This window comes from Hyphomicrobium sp. (assembly GCF_047600905.1).
Lineage (GTDB): Bacteria > Pseudomonadota > Alphaproteobacteria > Rhizobiales > Hyphomicrobiaceae > Hyphomicrobium_B.
On sequence record NZ_JASGKD010000001.1, the window covers coordinates 2,068,294 to 2,085,737 of the forward strand.

18 protein-coding genes and 1 pseudogene are annotated in these 17,444 nt (G+C 58.2%); 6 read left to right on the forward strand and 13 right to left on the reverse strand.

The genetic code is table 11. The features are described 5' to 3' along the window. The first annotated feature begins 369 nt into the window (after positions 1-369). Genes QM780_RS10025 through QM780_RS10035 form a run of 3 tightly spaced genes read left to right on the forward strand, consistent with a single transcriptional unit; the run spans position 370 to position 2,035 of the window. Positions 370-822: a PadR family transcriptional regulator gene (locus QM780_RS10025; RefSeq protein WP_415070341.1), complete on the forward strand. Its 453-nt coding sequence runs from the start codon at positions 370-372 to the stop codon at positions 820-822. Then, positions 822-1,523 (forward strand): O-methyltransferase, encoded by a 702-nt coding sequence (locus QM780_RS10030; RefSeq protein ID WP_415070342.1) that lies wholly within the window; start codon positions 822-824, stop codon positions 1,521-1,523. The genes QM780_RS10025 and QM780_RS10030 overlap by 1 nt, the downstream gene beginning before the upstream one ends. Before the next feature lie 14 nt (positions 1,524-1,537). After that, entirely contained in the window at positions 1,538-2,035 is a 498-nt protein-coding gene (locus tag QM780_RS10035) for a DUF4405 domain-containing protein (RefSeq protein ID WP_415070343.1), read from the forward strand. 187 nt (positions 2,036-2,222) lie between these two features. Here QM780_RS10035 and QM780_RS10040 read toward each other — a convergent pair whose 3' ends face one another. The 3 genes from QM780_RS10040 to QM780_RS10050 form a co-directional block, all read right to left on the reverse strand. After that, positions 2,223-2,822 carry a glutathione S-transferase family protein gene (locus QM780_RS10040; RefSeq protein WP_415070344.1) on the reverse strand — a complete coding sequence of 200 codons (600 nt, stop codon included), beginning with the start codon at positions 2,820-2,822 and terminating at the stop codon, positions 2,223-2,225. 79 nt (positions 2,823-2,901) lie between these two features. Further along, positions 2,902-4,359: a flavin monoamine oxidase family protein gene (locus QM780_RS10045; protein WP_415070345.1), complete on the reverse strand. Its 1,458-nt coding sequence runs from the start codon at positions 4,357-4,359 to the stop codon at positions 2,902-2,904. A gap of 13 nt (positions 4,360-4,372) precedes the next feature. Continuing rightward, positions 4,373-4,573, reverse strand: coding sequence for a hypothetical protein (locus tag QM780_RS10050; protein ID WP_415070346.1), 201 nt, complete (start codon positions 4,571-4,573; stop codon positions 4,373-4,375). A gap of 244 nt (positions 4,574-4,817) precedes the next feature. Between QM780_RS10050 and QM780_RS10055 the strand changes: the two genes are divergently transcribed. Then, a complete protein-coding gene (locus QM780_RS10055; protein ID WP_415070347.1) occupies positions 4,818-6,002 on the forward strand; it encodes a LysR family transcriptional regulator in 1,185 nt (394 codons plus the stop codon). Positions 6,003-6,210: 208 nt separating this feature from the next. On the opposite strand, the gene QM780_RS10060 is transcribed toward QM780_RS10055, so the two are convergent. From QM780_RS10060 to QM780_RS10070, 3 genes are all read right to left on the reverse strand, one after another. Next, positions 6,211-7,233 (reverse strand): HAD family hydrolase, encoded by a 1,023-nt coding sequence (locus tag QM780_RS10060; protein WP_415070348.1) that lies wholly within the window; start codon positions 7,231-7,233, stop codon positions 6,211-6,213. A gap of 83 nt (positions 7,234-7,316) precedes the next feature. After that, complete coding sequence (locus tag QM780_RS10065; protein ID WP_415070349.1) at positions 7,317-8,960, reverse strand: arylsulfatase; 1,644 nt, start codon at positions 8,958-8,960, stop codon at positions 7,317-7,319. A gap of 83 nt (positions 8,961-9,043) precedes the next feature. Continuing rightward, positions 9,044-9,958 (reverse strand): formylglycine-generating enzyme family protein, encoded by a 915-nt coding sequence (locus QM780_RS10070; protein ID WP_415070350.1) that lies wholly within the window; start codon positions 9,956-9,958, stop codon positions 9,044-9,046. 177 nt (positions 9,959-10,135) lie between these two features. Between QM780_RS10070 and QM780_RS10075 the strand changes: the two genes are divergently transcribed. Further along, positions 10,136-10,801, forward strand: coding sequence for a Crp/Fnr family transcriptional regulator (locus QM780_RS10075; protein ID WP_415070351.1), 666 nt, complete (start codon positions 10,136-10,138; stop codon positions 10,799-10,801). Positions 10,802-10,807: 6 nt separating this feature from the next. On the opposite strand, the gene QM780_RS10080 is transcribed toward QM780_RS10075, so the two are convergent. The 5 genes and pseudogenes from QM780_RS10080 to QM780_RS10100 all read right to left on the reverse strand — a co-directional run bounded on the left by QM780_RS10080 (position 10,808) and on the right by QM780_RS10100 (position 15,151). Next, positions 10,808-11,698 (reverse strand): bile acid:sodium symporter family protein, encoded by an 891-nt coding sequence (locus QM780_RS10080; RefSeq protein WP_415070352.1) that lies wholly within the window; start codon positions 11,696-11,698, stop codon positions 10,808-10,810. Positions 11,699-11,798: 100 nt separating this feature from the next. Continuing rightward, positions 11,799-12,830 carry a DUF1254 domain-containing protein gene (locus tag QM780_RS10085; RefSeq protein ID WP_415070353.1) on the reverse strand — a complete coding sequence of 344 codons (1,032 nt, stop codon included), beginning with the start codon at positions 12,828-12,830 and terminating at the stop codon, positions 11,799-11,801. A 21-nt stretch (positions 12,831-12,851) separates the two neighbouring features. Further along, positions 12,852-13,525 (reverse strand): annotated as a pseudogene (locus tag QM780_RS10090) (DUF1214 domain-containing protein). Positions 13,526-13,618: 93 nt separating this feature from the next. Next, positions 13,619-14,320, reverse strand: a complete 702-nt coding sequence (locus QM780_RS10095) for a DUF1254 domain-containing protein (protein ID WP_415070354.1) — start codon at positions 14,318-14,320, stop codon at positions 13,619-13,621. A gap of 189 nt (positions 14,321-14,509) precedes the next feature. Further along, positions 14,510-15,151: a cation transporter gene (locus tag QM780_RS10100; protein ID WP_415070355.1), complete on the reverse strand. Its 642-nt coding sequence runs from the start codon at positions 15,149-15,151 to the stop codon at positions 14,510-14,512. A gap of 73 nt (positions 15,152-15,224) precedes the next feature. On the opposite strand from QM780_RS10100, the gene QM780_RS10105 reads away from it, so the two are divergent. After that, positions 15,225-15,632, forward strand: coding sequence for a MerR family transcriptional regulator (locus tag QM780_RS10105; protein WP_415070356.1), 408 nt, complete (start codon positions 15,225-15,227; stop codon positions 15,630-15,632). Between the two features lie 119 nt (positions 15,633-15,751). Here the strand turns inward: QM780_RS10105 and QM780_RS10110 are convergent, their stop codons facing one another. After that, a complete protein-coding gene (locus QM780_RS10110; RefSeq protein ID WP_415070357.1) occupies positions 15,752-16,729 on the reverse strand; it encodes an inorganic phosphate transporter in 978 nt (325 codons plus the stop codon). A 2-nt stretch (positions 16,730-16,731) separates the two neighbouring features. After that, positions 16,732-17,376 (reverse strand): DUF47 domain-containing protein, encoded by a 645-nt coding sequence (locus QM780_RS10115; protein ID WP_415070358.1) that lies wholly within the window; start codon positions 17,374-17,376, stop codon positions 16,732-16,734. Positions 17,377-17,444 lie beyond the last annotated feature (68 nt).

The following is a 17,444-nucleotide window of genomic DNA, read 5'->3' on the forward strand; positions in this document are numbered from 1 at the left end:
ACCGAAATCGCGCGCGTGCGCGGGCTCTACGGCTACCAGCTCCCTAAGTGGCGTACCAGCATCGACCTCAGCCTCGGCGATGACGCGACAGCGCGGATCTTCGGCAAGCAGTCGCCGCCGCCCATAGAGAGGGCGCGGTAAATCGTATGCAGTTTCAAACACCTAAGCAACGTAAGTAGAAATAAATCTCGATACATCTTGAAATTCGATATATCTAAATTTATATCACACGGCATGAAAGACAAGCACAGAGACGGCAGAGGCCGTCATTTCGGATCCCCCGACAATCGATCGAGCGATCACCCACACCACCACCATCATGAGCACGGCCGGCACCACCGCCATCGCGGCGGTCGACACGGCGGCCGCATGCTGGATTACGGCGAGCTTCGGCTCTTGCTGCTTTCGAGCATCGCCAAGCAGCCAAGCCACGGTTACGAACTCATCAAGGCGATCGAAGAGCAGTTTGGCGGCAGCTATAGCCCAAGCCCGGGTGTCGTCTACCCGACGCTCTCCTGGCTCGATGACATGGGCTACGCCAATGTCGAAGCAGAAGACGGCGGTCGCAAGCGCTACCGCATCACGCCGGAAGGCAAAGCGTTTCTCACGGCGAACCGCGCTGCGATTGATGAACTTGGAGTTCGCGCAGGCGAAGCCGCATCCGAGGGTCCATTCTCGGCTCCCGCTCCAGTCATTCGCGCGATGGAGAATCTGAAGCTAGCGATGCGACTTCGGATGAAGCGCGGCGCGATCGATCAGACAGCAGCCGAAGCCATTGCAACCGCGCTCGATGCGGCGGCGCAGGCCGTGGAGCGTACCTGATGAATGACCAGTCCCCGTTGAACAGCCAACCCGAGCGCTTGCGTGACCGGCGGCCATCGCCTTCCCTTAACCCCTTTGGTCCAATCCGCGATCCCAAAGTCCGGGCCGTCATCGAGACGATGAACGGCAACCGGCGTTTTCCTCAGCGCGTCGAGTCAAACCGGCAACAGGGATACAAGGCGGAAGATTTTGCCGATTACGGCTTTTCCATCCATCCCGACCAGGGCGATCTCATCTATTTGCTCTGCCGACAGATGAGTGCGCGACGCGTCGTGGATTTTGCAACATCGGTCGGCATGTCGGCGATCTATTTCGCCGCTGCGATGCGTGACAACGGCGGTGGCGAGGTTATCGGCTCCGAGCTCGTTGCAGCAAAAGCCGAAACCGCATACCGCAATTTGGATGCTGCTGGTCTCAAGAAGTTCGTCGATATCCGCGTCGGAGACGCGCGGCAGACACTTCACGACATCGGTGGTCTGGCGGATTTTGTCCTGATTGACGGCTGGCCCGCACCAAGCGGTCCGTCGCTCGCCCGCGAGGTCATCGAAATCGTCGCTCCGCAGCTGCGGGTCGGTGGCTATGTCATCAATGACAATGCTGAGCCGGACTTCCTCGAGTTCATTCGCGATCCCGCGAATGGATTCATATCAATGACGCTGCCAATCAAGCGCGGCACGGAACTGGCCGTCAAAATCTCCTAAGACACGGGGCTTCAATGAAAACTTTTCGCGAATGGGCAACGCCATTCACCATCGGGGCCTTCGCCTTCATGAGCATCACGGGCGTGTTGATGTTCTTCCGTCTCGACAGCGGCCTCAATAAGCTCGGGCACGAATGGCTTGGATGGGCCTTCATTATGGGCGTTGCCCTGCATGTCTTGGTCAACTGGAAGCCGTTCACGCGCTACTTTCTTTCGAGCGGGATCGCCCGCGCGGTCATTGGGGCATTCGTGATCGTGCTTGCCGGGTCGTTTTTCTCGCTGTCGGGTTCTCGCGGCGAAGGCGGCCCACCCCCGATGCTCGCGATGAAGGCCATCAGTCGAGCGCCAATCTCAAATGTCGCTATCCTCGCCGGCCGGCCCGCAGCGGAGATCTTAGGTGAGTTGCGGAATGCGGGGATCACTCTGCCGACGGAGAATGCCAGCATCGACAGCGTTACGCGTGGTGACCGAGACCTGGAATCGAAAGCAATGAAGGTGCTGTTTGAAAGATAGCAAAGCCGCGAGTGGCTTCGGATCCCACTCAAATGCAATTGGGTTGCGCTTCCCACTAGCGGACATGGGTGAAAGCGCGAACGAACTCCAACGCATTTTCCCTCGTTCTGTTTCAATCCCAACGTAACGTTGTTATCGATCGAGCCGGATTGTTGCCAAGGCACCAGTTGAGAAGATCGCAGCCGGTTCAAAGGCCCGGCATTCCGGCGAACCCCGGCAACGCCTTCACCCGATCGACCCAGGCAGCGACGGACGGATGACCCCTCAACGTCAAGCCGCCTTCATGGATAAGCGCGACGTAGGGCATGCAGGCAACGTCTGCGACCGTCGGACGCTCCAGTACCAGCCACGAGGAAATCCTAAGGCGGCTCTCCATGAGATCGAGGATGCGTACCGTCTTGGCGCGCGCGAGATCTATATCGACGGCGTCGCCGAATTTCTCATACAGACGGCAATCATTCGGCCCGCGTGCTATTTCGTTTTCGGCAACCATCAACCATTCGCAAACATGCGCCAAGCCGGCCGGATCGGTGGGGAGCCAGGCCTCACCACCCCATTTGCGTGCGATGTAAACAAGTATGGCTTGGCTATCGCGCAGGACGACGTCTCCGTCCTGCAAAACGGGCAATTCCCCGAAAGGGTTCAAGTCGATGATCGGCGGCCTGAGATGATCGCCTGCGGCGAGGTCGACGGGAACGATAGTTAGGGGAACGCCGAGAAGCGCAGACAGCAGGCGGACTTTGTAGCAGTTGCCCGATAGGTCCATATCGTAGAGCGTCAATGACATAGACGATGCCCTGGGTCATTGTCAGCCAGCCGGCCAAGCCGCTTGCATATCTTATAGGAGCGCAGCTTCGCGCTGAACGTCAATGCGCTCGCCACTCCCGATCGGCGAGTGCGTCCATGGAACGTCTCGCGGTCATGGCGCCTGCTCGATCGCTGCGACCCTGCCCTTCGTGTCCGAGCCCGATCAAGCGCGCAGCTTCGCGGATGCCTGACGCGTAAGCGCCGTGCATGCACGCTCGATGCATGCGCACCGTCGCTTCGCCCGCAAAGAGAACGCGTTCACCTACGGGAGCCGCCAGAGCGTCTATATCCTCGGGCGTCGCACCCACCGCCATGAAGCTATACGCGCCCCGCGCGAAGGGATCGCTATTCCATTTGGTCAGTCGGATCTCGCGCGGCAGCGGGACGCTCTCCCCGAACATGTCCCTCAGACTTTTCATCGCCCATGACGATAGAGCCTCTTGAGACCAGTTCTCGAGCGCGCCGCCTAAGCGCCCGCCGATCTGCATCATCAGGATCGGCAATCGATGCGTCTTCCACATGTTTATGACCGTTGTCGGCGCATCGCCGACATTCCTCGCCAAGTGCCCAAACACATATTGGTCTTCCCGCCAAAACGGACGCTCGAAAATAAGTATGACTTTCGTCAGGGTCCCCATGCCGAGCTTTGAGATCGCTCTTGTCTTTCGGTCCGGCAACGAGGGAACGAAGCGCACCGCTTCGCTTTTCAAAACCCCGAGAGGCAGCGTTATAATGACAGCTTCCCCGTCGAAATCAGAGAAATCGGTCGAGACAACCACGCCGTCATTTCGATCCGTGATCGTTCGGACGACTTGACCCAATCGAATATCCAGTCCCTGCGCGAGTTGCGCTACGAGGTCACCCGCGCCATTGAGAAACACGCTATCGCCACCATCGTAAGGCGCGAGACCATCGTCCGCCGAAAGCGTCGAAAGCTCGTCCGCATCGGCCGCCCAATCGTCTCGGGTCACGACCGCCAGGTGCCAGGCGATGCGCGCTCGCATTTCAGCGGAGAGGTTACGTTCCTTCATAACGGCGGCGATCGCACTTGCCAAAGGCATGTCGACCGCACGTTCGCGTTTGAGCTTGAGCCTCAGCGACGCGACATCCAAAAAAATTTCGTCGACCAACGCAAAGCTCTGATCCTTCAATTTGGAACTGAGACGCCCGCCGGCACAGTACAGAGCGAGTTGCTCCCGGCCGCCGGCGTAGCTGCTGTCACCACCGACCAACAGCATAGGCACGCCGAGATCGCGCGCCAACTCGGCGATCGGGTTGCCTCGGGTCCCATGAAGCCAATGGGCGCCGAGATCGATGTGATTCTCAGTTGAAATCCTGCCGCCGATGCGTTCTCGCGCCTCCAGCACCACGACGCGGAGACCATGCGCCGACAACGCGCGTGCTGCTCCAAGCCCGGATATCCCGGCCCCGACGATGATGGCATCGTATCTCGCCAGCCGCTGCTGAGCGCCAACTTTGCGCCCGGTGCTCCTGACATCCATCCGCTTGCGGGCCATAGTCCGGAAAGCTTCAAGCATCGATATCCCGCTCCTCTTCAATATCGGGCCGACCGCGGATCGACGGCTCTTGCTCCAGCCACGCCGCCGCGAGCTGAGCCAGGATGCGATCGACCTTATGGGCCTCGGCCAAAAGCTCCTCGATTTCTGCCGCGGTCAGCGCGGTCGTCGAGTTGGAAGCACCGGTCGTCGGCGGAGGGGGTTTGGCGGTCACCTGTCGCTCCGAAATATCTCTAAGGCGTTGGCTCGTTGCGCTCGGCGTCCGCGTTCGGATGCGCGCGATCTCGCGTGATCCAACGAACCTGGTTCGACATGCAGTACGGGTTGTGCGCGACGAAGAATGGGAGGCCGTCGCTTCGGGTTTCGCCCGCACATTGGGTCAGGTCCCGGGCCCGGTTCCCTCGCCGCCAGGCGGCGAAGCGCCCGATTAGCTGGCGACCAAGGAGAAAGGCGGAACGATGCTGGCTGCGCAGAAATGCTTTGGCCGACCAAGCTCCGGTGCGGCCCGTTTGCGCATTCAAGTCGCCTTCGAAGAGGACGGAAGCGCGGTGAACGTCGTTGCTTGCCATGAGCACCTTCTCCGACACCCCGCTCGACACGACATCGACAACCCGAAGAACGAGGCAACTGAATTTCGGAACGAGGCCAAGCTAATTCCGATGCGCCGACTGAGAGAACCAGTTAAGTTCGGACAACACTGTTTCAAATTGCGGAAGAGTGCCGTGGACAAATTACAGAACATGAAGGTCTTCGCGGCGGTGGTTGAGCTTCGCGGCTTTTCGCAAGCCGCGCGCTCCCTCGGCCTCTCTGTGCCGACCGTCAGCAGGAAGATTGCGGAGCTTGAGGACCACCTCGGCTCGCAACTTCTCATGCGCACAACGCGCGCGGTCTCGACGACCGACAACGGCCAGCGATTTTATGAGAACGTGCGAAAAATATTGGATACCGTCTCGGAGGCCGAGAGCATGGCTTCAGGCGAATCCAAAACTCCGAAGGGCCGCCTCGCGATAGCCGCTCCGTATTGCTTCGGGCACCGGCACATCCTCCCGATCGTCAACGATTTTGTCGGGCAGTACAAAGAGGTGGCTATTCGATTGCAATTAAGTGATGTGCCGGTCGAGATGACTGAAGGACGGGTCGACCTCGGCATTCGCATCGAAGCTCCGCTCGACCCGGCCATGCGATACCTGAGGCTCGGAACTTTACGCCAAATCATATGCGCAAGCCCGGCTTATTTGGGAAAAAACGGCAAGCCTCAGACGCCACGCGACCTCGCCAGACATCAATCGATATCTTTCGCAAGATCATCCGGGCTCGAGGCCCCTTGGGAGTTTCGGGCAGGATCGGTCGTGCAAAAGCGATCGATGCAGAGCCGTTTGGTGATGAGCACCGCAGACGCTGTCGTCGAGTCGGCAGTTGCGGGGCATGGACTGGCTCAGGTCTATGCCTATCACGCCTCCTCGGCGATCAATCGCGGCAGGCTTGAGATTGTGCTCGAGAACTATGAGATCGCGCCTGTCCCCGTAGATATCTATTACTCATCCAGACGGCCCACGCTGCGGAAAGTCCGTGTTTTCCTCGACTATGCAATTCCCCGCCTGAAAAGAGAGCTCGCGGAGATCGCGCGCAAATGCGCTATATAATTTGAAGTTTGATTGGCCGCTTCATCCCGTAAACCGACATTAGCTTGATCTGCGACAAGTCAGCTTGCGCACGACGACAGATGCCTGCTTACATGAGTGATGCGGAAACATTTCAGGCCGCGTTGTCGATCGCTTCTGATCCCGAACGGATAGTAAGTTGGCAACAGCCACAGCACGGCCGCAGTGCCAGCGGCGGTCGCTTTTGGCACTATCTTTTCTCTGGAAAAATTGTCCTCCAATCCGCTTTCATGTCGACGACCGACCAGCCGCGGGTGACCGCTTCGCTCAATGCTTTGTCGAGCTTTCCGATGTGAGACGCGCGGTCGTAGGCCCACTCCCGATCGGAATCGGTGTGGTGGACGATGCCTGCGAACCGCGCGCCGTTACCCGCTGCCGTGTACTGTAACATCTGCAGATCGCCGTCGGAGTTGCCGAAGGCAAAGATGGGGCGCCGACCGATGAACCGGTTGATACCGACGGGCTTGCCGCTGCCGTCATCCACGAACTCGATCTCCGGTTGCTTTATCAATTCAGGTTTGCCGCCGTCGCCGATCTCGAACGTTACGACGCCTGATGAGCCGACAACCTGCTCCGGCGGAATTCCATAAACGTCCTCGGCGAAACGGCGCATGAATTCGACGCCGCCACCAGAAACGATGTACGTCTTGAAGCCGTTGTCGCGCAAATACAAAAGCAGCTCCAACATTGGCTGATAGACCATTTCGGTGTAGGGGCGTTGGGTCTTGGGATGTTTCGCGTTCGCAAGCCATTCGTCGACGACCTCGCCAAATTTCTCGGTTGTCATGCCGGCGTGTGTCGCGGCTACGATCTGCGCGACGCCCTTCTCTCCCGTGGCAAGCGCGGTCTCGACATCGCCTGCGAGTATGCTCTTGAAGGGCTCGGTCGTAGTCCATCCGGGATGTTCCGGCGCCAGCGATTTGATGCGGTCGATGGCAAAGGCAAGTTGAAAGTAAAGCGGTTGCTCCGCCCAGAGCGTGCCGTCGTTATCGAAAACGGCGATACGTTGTGCCTGAGGCACGAATTCCGCGCCGCCGTCTTTCGTCACCCTGACGACGAAGTCGATGATGGCGCGTTTGGCTGCTCCATCGTTCCACGATTCGAGGACGCCCGCGTTTCTTTCTTCGGATAGTAGAGTGGCCGCCCCGAAGGTGAGCGCGATGAGTGACAGCACCGTTGCGCGTGCGATGAGCGCTGTAAGACCAATACGCATTGCAGGTCTCCACTGTCAGGCTGAATTTCGCAAACGGGACCGGCCGGAAGGCCAACGAATGCCCGACCGGTCCAAGCGATCGATCAGTTGGCGACCTTAGCGCCGGCATCGAGCGACATCATAACCTGGTCGATCGAGAAGCTGCCCGGCTTCTGGCGAGGTGGGAACTCCTTGAATGTCGCCAAGAACTTCGCGACGTATTCCTGCGCCGGAACCATCACAAATAGATGCTCGACACGCCAGCGCTCGTAATCCATGCCCTCGTGGTCGGCGGTTTCGAATGGATCGGATCGCAGGTTGAAGAGCTTTGGCAGCCGCAGCGCGACGAACGGCTCTTCCCAGACATTCATGCCGTGTTCGCGCTGTTCCGCGAACACGATCTTCCACTGGTCGAAGCGCAGGCCGGTCAGCGTGCCATCATCCACGAAGTAGAAGAAGTCGCGACGCGGGCTGCGGGTCTTGCCGGCCAAGGCATCGGAGATGTCATAGCCGTCGAGGTGCACCTTGAACGTCTTGTCGCCTACCTTCATACCTTTGAGCAGCTGCTCCTTGACGTCGGGCACACCGGCGGCGGCGACCAGCGTTGGCAGCATGTCTTCATGTGCGAATATGTCGTTGAAGACCGTGCCGGGCTTAATAACGCCGGGCCAGCGGATGGCGCAGGGCACGCGATAGCCGCCTTCCCAGTTGGTGTTCTTCTCGCCCCGGAATGGCGATTGCCCGCCGTCGGGCCATGTGAACTTCTCCGCGCCGTTGTCGGTCGAATACATCACGATGGTGTTGTCGGCGAAGCCTAGTTCGTCGAGCGCATTGAGCATTTCGCCAACCTGGCCATCATGCTCGACCATGCCGTCCGGATAGATGCCGAGGCCGGTCTTGCCCTCGCTCTCCTTTTTCAGGCGCGTCCATACGTGCATCCGGGTAGAGTTCCACCACAGAAAAAATGGCTTATCGGCCTCCTTGGCGCGCTTCAGGAAGTCCTTCGCGGCAGTGGTGACCTCAACGTCGATCGTTTCCATGCGTTTCTTGTTCAGCGGACCCGTCATCTCGATTTTCTGGGTGCCGTCTGCATTGGCCCAGGTATGGAGAACTCCGCGCGTGGCGTATTTCTTACGAAGCTCCGGATCCTTGAAATAATCCGGGTGCTCCGGTTCGTCCTCGGCATTCAAGTGGTAGAGCGAGCCGAAGAACTCGTCGAAGCCGTGCGCGGTCGGGAGATGCTCATCGCGGTCGCCGAGATGGTTTTTGCCGAACTGGCCGGTCATGTAACCCTGGGCTTTGAGCAGGTCGGCAATGGTCACGTCCTCTGCTTGCAGGCCCTCCTTTGCGCCTGGTAGCCCGACTTTGAGCATTCCCGTGCGATAGCCGACCTGTCCCGTGATGAAGGAGGCGCGACCGGCCGTGCAGCTCTGCTGGCCGTACCAGTCGGTGAACAGCGCGCCTTCCTTGGCGACGCGATCGATGTTGGGAGTCTTGTAGCCCATCATTCCTTGATTGTAGGCGCTGACGTTCCACCAGCCGATGTCATCGCCCCATATGATGAGGATGTTCGGCTTGCCGGATGCCGGCTGTTTCGGTGTGGCGTTGGGCTCTTGCGCTTCCGCCGCACCAATCCCAGCGGTAGCCGCAAGCGCCATCAACGATCCGCCGCTCATGAGAATGTTGCGCCGGTTGCAGTCGAATTGCGATTGGCGTTCGGGGCCCTGCTCTTTCCCTTCAACTTTCATGGACGACTCCTCTAGTGTTTTTGAATTTTAGTTGTTGCTCTTCCGTCGTGACGTCTCCTGCTTCACATCGAAGTGTAGGTTGGCTATGAATTTCCCGATCTGATCACGCACCGAAATCCGACGTGGCTTGTCGACGTATCAATGGGTTCTGCATGGCGCGCAGCAGGGCGGTAACGCCGGCAATAATTTGGCGCGCAGAGATGCGAACCGCCTTTGAGAACCTTGCGAGGAATTCGAATGTGCGGTTGGCAGGGATCGTAACTTTGGTCGACCGAGGGACCGCGTGGGTCCGCTGGAATGCAGCAGGCCTTTCGAGCGTCAGCAGGATGGGATGGGGCGTACCAATCGGTCGTCCATTCCCACACGTTGCCGATCATGTCGTAAAGGCCATAGCCGTTCGGCGGAAATGCTTTGACGGGTGAGGTGCGCTCGTACCCGTCGAGCTTGAGGTTCTCGTGCGGAAAATTGCCCTGCCAGGTATTGGCCATCTGACGGCCGCCGGGCGTCAACTCATCTCCCCAGGCGAACTCTGCACCGTCGAGACCGCCCCGCGCAGCGAACTCCCACTCTGCCTCCGTAGGCAATTCCTTACCGGCCCACTTTGCGTAAGCCTCGGCGTCTCGGTAAGCGACGTGCACGACGGGATGATCGCCAAGGCCCTTGGTCCAGCTACCGCGGCCGTATGGGTGACGCCAGTTCGCGTCGAAGCGAAACTCCCACCATTCGCTCCAGTCGCGCGCGTTAACTGAGGCAGGGCGGAAAACCAGCGATCCCGCTCTCAGCATGTGGGGCAGCGCACCGGGGTAATCTTTTGCTCTCGGCGGAATTTCTGCGAAGGTGACGTAATCCGTCGCCTCGACGAAGTGTCTGAACTGCAAATTTGTGACCGGTGTTTCGTCGATCCAGAATCCATCGACGGTCACACGATGGACAGGGGCTTCCTCCCGGTAGTGCTTGTCTGAGCCCATGGCAAACGTACCGCGGGGAATAAAAGCCATTCCCTCTGTGGTCGAAGCCCGTCCTAGACTTGTGGTGTCAACAGACATCGTTTGCCATCGATTTTTAAGCAGGCAACGAAACGATGCGCTCGTTCTAGCGTCTCAATGCGCTAGATTGGCTAGCAAGAAACAGTCGCTCGAAATGGCCAATTCGAATCAATTGTGGGCAGAAAATTCGTGAACACCGAAAATATTGCGCCGCTTGATCAAGTCGGCTGGCTCGCGGGCCAATCACAAGACTTCCGAGAATGGGCGACCCAAGTTGGTCGGTGGCGTCCGTATGGTGCGGGACAGTTTGTTTACCAGGCGGGCGACACTGCAGACGGGCTGTACGGACTTGCAGAAGGGGGCCTGGAGATAACATTTCCCCTTGTCGCCGAAGAGCCGGTATCGATCTATCGAGCTGAGATTGGATTTTGGATCGGTGATGCGGCGGAGTTGGCTGATATTCCGCGCATCGTTTCTTTAATGGCTGTAACTGAGAGCAAGTTGCTGCATCTCCCTAGTCACGCCATTCAACAACTTCTTTCGAGTCGTCCCGAATACTGGCGAGCGTTTTATCGGCTTGCTGCCTTGAACTCTTCGACTGCAGTGGCGCTTCTCTCAGAAGTCTTATCACTGACGGTTCGCGCTAGGGTCAGCCGGCGCCTTTTGCAGCTCACCGAGCGATTGCAGGAAGCCCCGATTACTCAGGATGATCTCGCAAAGCTTGTGGGTGTCACGCGGGGCACCTTGCGACGATGCCTCGATGACCTTGCGGCTCGCGGCGCTATTGAGATGCGATATCGCAAGCTGCGTGTGCTCGATTCAGGTATTCTCACCACTTTTCGAGATGAGCAATAGCGCCGGTCAGTTGGAATTCGGAAATTTCGCCGTTTCAACGCTCGAACGCCGCGCCTGACAGTGCGCATAAGGCAGCATAATGACTACTTCTACGATGAAATACCCTGTTATGAAACTTGCGAGGGCGCCAAAGGTTTCCGGTGCTACCACCGTCCGCCCCAGGAGCAGCGCAACGCCAACATTGCGGACGCCGGCCTCAATGGCAAGGACGGGCCGATCTCTGTCGTTAAGCCCGCGGCCAAACAACCATCCGACAGTCATGGCAGCAATGATAAATAGAGCAGCAGTCATTACGATGCTGAGCATGAGTTCCGATAGATTGGCGCCGACTGTCGCCACCGCCGACGCGAGAATGATGGCGACGAAGCCGATCGATAGCCATCGAAGCGCCTTGGTGGCGCTCGCTGTCCACTTCGGGTATTCGCGCCTCACGAGCCCGCCAATGCCTATGGGCAGGATCATCAAGACCAGAAGCTGAGTGACGACTGTCCGCGAAGGAACCTCGAGCAGGACGACGTTGAAATCTCGCGCACTGGGAATCAACGTGAGCCAAGCCGGAATAGTTACTAGACACAGCGCGGTTCCCACCGCCGTTATCGTCGCCGAAAGGAGCACGTTGCAGCGAGCGAGGTAACAGTACGAGTTGGATATTCCCCCATTTGGACTGAGGGACAAGATTATCAGGCCGGCGGCGATAGTGGAGGGCGGCGAAGAAACGGCAATGATGGCAAGCGCAATCGGTGGAAGTGCGAGAAGCTGGCCTGCCGATCCGAGCAATACAACGCGGGTGTTTTGGGACAACCTTGAAAAGTCGGCGCGCGAAATTTCCGTGCCGGCAACCAACATCAGGAAAAACACACAGACCGGAATGGCTTGATCAGCCAAGAACTGCAACATAAGTTGGCTCGCGGACGCGCGGAAGAATGTGGAAGCAATGCGGGGTTTCGAATTCTAACACCCGCGCGGCCACTTGTCCGCTTCTGGCCCGAAGCGGACGTCATGTTGTTGGTCGCGCGTCGGGAAATTTCCAAGTTCCGTTTAGAATGCTGGCGCGCGGCCGATACAGCCGAACCGTGTAGTTCCAGCCCTTCATGATCGGCAGGCAGTTCGCGATCTTTCCGTCGCAGCTGCCAAATTGAATGTCGACCGAGCTTTCGTCCCCCTTCTTTGCCGTGATGTTGTTAATCGAATAGGCATCGTAGTCGTTCTTCTGAAAGTAGCCGTTGGCATTGTAGAGGCTGACCGACCAGAAGCCATCGACTGGCACGTCGCCTGGCACATGAAGTGTATGGATCGTTGTTCCATCATTCTTCGGAGGCACGACGGAGATACAAAGCGCGGCATTCTCGGGATTGCCACCCCAGCCGACCGCTGTCCCAATCAGATGCTTGATCGGATCGACCTCCTCACGCGGTCCGAACATGCGCTTCGAGTTCATGCCTTCCGCGAGGGTCAGGAGGGCGCTCCGGACCTTGAGACGGCTTGCCTCATCCCAGTTCGGTACTTCGAAGTTGCCCGGGCCACCGGGTTGTTCAGCTTTGATAGCGTCCTGCAGCGCGTGCACCGCCTCAAGATCCTTGGGATCGCTGGGGTCGACGAGCGTCCGAACCGACGCGAGGATATAGCGGGTTCCGATCTTCTCCTTGGTGAGCGGATAGCTTCCAGCGCCATAGTAGACCGCTGGCGAATACCGATCCTCGTCGATAATCTGCAGGGACATGAAGCGTGTTCCGGCATCCGGAATCTTGATCGTCACGGGGCCGGCATCGAGATCGAACACCGCATTTGAGTAAAGCGTGTCGCGGTTCGGGCGAATGACAAACTGCTTATCGAGTGGTGTGGGGAAACCGGCGTGCTCGAATTTGCCAAAGCCGCCCGATTTGACGATCCCGGCCAAGCTAACATCCGACTCGGCACGGTTGTAGTTTTCAACCGTAACTTTGACCGGATCACCTGTCTGCGCAAGCACCGCGCTTGTGGCGGCAAGCGCCGCGAGCGCGGAGAGGACGGGCCTAACGAGTTTGTACATCTGCTACTCCGAGAAACGACGTTACTCCGCGTGTTCGAAATCCGGCATCTTGAACGTCTTGTTGTATAGTGGGTCGGTCGCGCCGTAGAAGCGGAGCATCGGAAAGGGCCGCCTGCCCCGGGCCGGAATCCAGTTCGATTCAAATCCCGCCGGTGCCTCTGGACCGATATAAAGTGTGACACTGCCGTCCGCGTTCGTCTTCATCTTCGGCAGATCCAGGGACGACAGCGTCGTGCGTTCGGAGTCCGTATAAATGAACGCGAACGTTGCGCGGTCGAGACCGTCAGCGCCCAGAACTGCTTCACCGGCATGTCCTTCGGCACCGTGATCTTATAAAGCGTACCCCCTTGCAAGGGGTGGCCGTTTTTGTCCGCGATCGCGCTAAGGTACTCGTTGGTGGGCTTCTCGACGTCTTTTCTCGGAACGAAGGTCGCGAAGAAATACAGCACGGCTCTTGGAATGAGATCGATGCGATCGTCGTAGACGTAGGTGAAGGTGTGGTTAGCATCCGGAAGCGCAACCTGCGCATAATGCCGATCCGGCCAGTAGGTCTTCGCAGCAAAGACGGCGTCGACTTGTGACTGGAGAAAGAACCAGGCGTCGATCGCGGCATTGTGCATTGCACGCTTCGCTGTCTCGTCAGGGCTGAAAGGCTTGCCCTGCTGAATGCCAAGCGACGCGAGCATGCCCATCATCACCTTGTCTTCTTCCTTGACCGGCTCAACACTCACGATGTCGTAGATGTCCTGGAAAGCGCTTTCGTCGTAGCGCGGTAACGTCGCGTAGCGCTAGTCGACGGCGTCCACGAAGCGCTGTTTCGGAGGATCGGCCTGGCTCAGATAATACATCCGTAGCTTCTGCGCGTAGGCATGCGCATCGGCCGCCGTCTTGCCTGGCGCGGCGATTGCGCGAAACGCCAATGCAATCCGGTAATTGGGCGAAGGCGCGTGAATGTAGCCGGCCGGAATTGCTTCCTTATAGCCGGGCGGTGTGAAAAGGTATTTGCCACCTTTCCCCTTGTCTAAGCCGGCTGGTCCGACGTCTGCGATCGTGAACTGCCAGGCGTCGACGACTTGACCGTAGAGGCTGGCATCAGGTCCGGCGGCGGGCAACTCTAGCACCACGGGGCCGTTCCGCAGATCGCTGAACGCGGCGATGTAGGGCGTCGTGCTGTTGGCCGTCAGCGCTTCGAGTTTGGGTGTCGCACCTGCTGAATTGGCGATGATGTCGTTGTCCACCATTCCGAGGTCCTGGAATGCGGAGCGGCGGAACGAGTAGATCGATGTGGCCGGCATGCTCCACAGCATCGCTTCGAAGGCGCGCTGATATTTGATCTGGTAATCGAAATCTTTTACCGAGGGCGTGCTGCCGGCAGGAGGCTGCCCACCCAGAGGCTCGTTCGACATTCCGGGCCCGGCAATCGTCGCACTCTGCGCCAGCGCGTTGACCGTTGCTGCCGCCAAAAAGATAACCATGCATAAAATGCGCATGTCCAGCTTCCTGGCACGCGTAGTGACCGCCCGTCGCTGCAAGAAACTCTAGTGGCAGGCTTTGATAGTCAAACGAATACGTTGTTGCGTCGCGTCACGCTCTCAGGTCACCGCTATCCCGCCAACAACTCGGCGGTCCGACACTCAACAATGCTCCCGCATTGCCGCTGTCAATGGTCGGAACCATCTTCAAGACGCCGAAGCAACGGCAATCGCTTTCCCCCCGCGCAACTCGGACAAGGCGTGGCGAAGCACGATGATCGCGCCCTGCAAGGCAAGGGCGGCCATTATGGCTGCGACCACGACGTCCGGCCAGCCGGTTCCGGTTCCGAAAACGCCGATGGCGGCCAGAAGAACCGCAAGGTTTCCTATCATGTCGTTACGCGTGCAAATCCATGCTGACCGCATGTTGGAATCACCGTCGCGATAGGCCCACAGCAGCGCAAACGAGATAGCGTTGGCGGTCAGCGAGGCAATTCCGACCATGCCCATGCTGAAGGCGTATGGGAGCGTGCCATGAACGGCATGCCAGATCGTCACGCCGATGACCCAAAGCCCAAACGCAAACATCGTGGCGCCCTTGGCAACCGACGCCATCGCACGGTAACGCAGCGCCATGCCCGCTACGAATAGGCTGATGGCATAGTTCGCCGTGTCGCCCAGGAAATCCAGAGCGTCGGCCTGCAAGGACGCCGAACCAGCGGCAAGCCCGGCTCCAATCTCGACCGCAAACATCACGGCATTGACGATCAACACCGCCCACAGCACGCGCCGATAACTTGTGTTTTGGACCTGGCCCGCGGAGCAGCCTCGGCAGCAGCTGTCGCTCATGAACGTTCCTCTAGCCTTGAACATCACTCCTGAGATAGCATCTACAGTGGCTGTAGGTTCAAGAGGCAATGCGATGGATTACGCGATCGGCGAATTGGCGCGAAGGGCCGGATATGCAGTCCAAACGCTGCGCTATTATGAGCAGATCGGCTTAATGCCGAAACCAGCCCGAAGCGAGGGCGGACAGCGACGCTACACGGATGTTTTGTTGAAGCGTCTCTTGTTCATTCGACATGCGCGCGATTTGGGTTTTTCTATCGACGATATTCGCAGCCTTCTCGATCTGGCCGCAAGGCCGGACCAGTCGTGCGGTTCTGCCGATGATATCGCCACCACCCATCTTGAAGCAATCGACGCAAAAATTGGCTCGCTCAAAACTTTGCGCCGCGAGATCGCCCAGATGCTTAAGTGCTGCACAAAGAAACGCATTTCTGAATGCAAGGTCATAGGCACTCTGGCAGAACGAGGAAATGCACGCTAGGCGCTACGACTGCTATTGGCCCTAAGCGGAAATCTCAGCGCGCATTTGTAACTTCGAACAGTGAACGCCAGCCCGGCAGCTTTCGATTGTCCGGCAAAGGCGCTTTCGTTTTGTTGCGGCTAAGACACGAGGCGGGCGGCCGCGTACGACGCTGCGAAGCATACGGGAAAGGTAATTATCCAGGCGAGCACGATCCGGACAAGAACAACCCAGCGAATGTCTGACGTCCGGCGGCTCGCAGCAGCTCCCGCAATAGCACTCGTGATTGTATGCGTAGTCGAGAGCGGAACTCCAAACTCTGACGCACCGAAGATCGTGATCCCTGCGGCTGCTTGAGCGGCAAAACCTTGCCAACTTTGCAGTCGCGTCATGCGCCATCCAATGGTGCGGATGATCCGCCATCCGCCCGCCGAAGTTCCAGCCGCCATTGTCAAGGCACACATGATGATCACCCACCACGGGATCGTGAACGTAGTGGCTGCACCGCCTATGAGCAATGTCGTCGCAAACACGCCCATAAACTTTTGGCCATCGTTCAATCCGTGATTGAAGGCTAGAAAGCAGGCAGCGGCAATCGACAGTCTTTCAAAGATCCTTTTAGCCGGGCCGGGCTTGGCGCCCCCGGCGATACTCACGATGGCGGAACCAATCGCGTAAGACGCAACGCCGCCAAGCACCATCGACATCACCATGCCGATAATCACCTTTTCCCAACCCGACCATTGCAGTGCTGACCAACCTCCGCCTGCGTAGGCCGCACCGGCAAGGCCTGCAAGGAGCGCGTGCGACTTGCTTATAGGAAGTCCGGCGCGGGCCGCGAATGTTCCCCACGCGATGATACTCAGCATTGCTGCTGTAATCGAATGAAGCGTAAGCGCACTTGATTCAACTATGCCTTTGCCGACAGTCTCAGCGACTGCCGTGCCAGACATGGCTCCGACGGTATTCATGATCACCGCCATGATGATTGCTGCGCGCGGCGACATCACTCCTGTGGCAACGACTGTCGCGATCACATTGGGCGCGTCAGTCCAGCCGTTAACGAACTCGGCAGCAAGGATTGTTGCGAGAGCCACGACGAGCGCGATCGAAATCACGCTCAAGCCTCCTTGCGGATAAGGGAGACAATCAACTTACCACATCGTTTCGCGTCGTCGGTTATTTGTTCAAGCATCGAATAAAGCTTTTCGAGCGCGATGAATTCGAGCGTGTTTTTTTGCGTCGTCGAGAACTCATCAACGAGATTGCGTTCTGCCCGTGCAATAATTTTATCGGCATTCGCTTCGGCTTCATTAATGGCCCTGGCGCCTTCGCGAGCGCGATTTAATGAGACCGGTCCGGCACTCACCGCAGCAACGAGATCACGCAGGGCTCGGATTGCGCTCTCCCCTGCAATAATGAGCTCTTCCGCTTCGGGCCGCAACACCCGGAGATACCTCTTGTATATATCGACGTGCGTGGCGGCGCCCCGCATGCCATCGATCACGTCATCAAGAGCATCCGTTAGGCGCACGGCATCGGGAGTGTCGAAGCGCATGATAAAGGCATTGTCGAGCAGTTCATGTATCGCATCGACGATCTTATCCGCACTCTTTTCTAACGACACTACGCCCGGCAAATCCTGACCATTGGTTTCGCGAAAATGGGTGGCACATGCGACTCCAACGTCTGCCAAATCAAGAAGGTGCCTTCCGAAAGCTTTGTTGGGATTATCGCCCAACAGCCGAGCAATTGCATTGGCCACCAGTAACTCCCTAAACGACTCCGTTCAGACTAATCTGGCATTGAGCGACATGCCAACCTACGACAAAA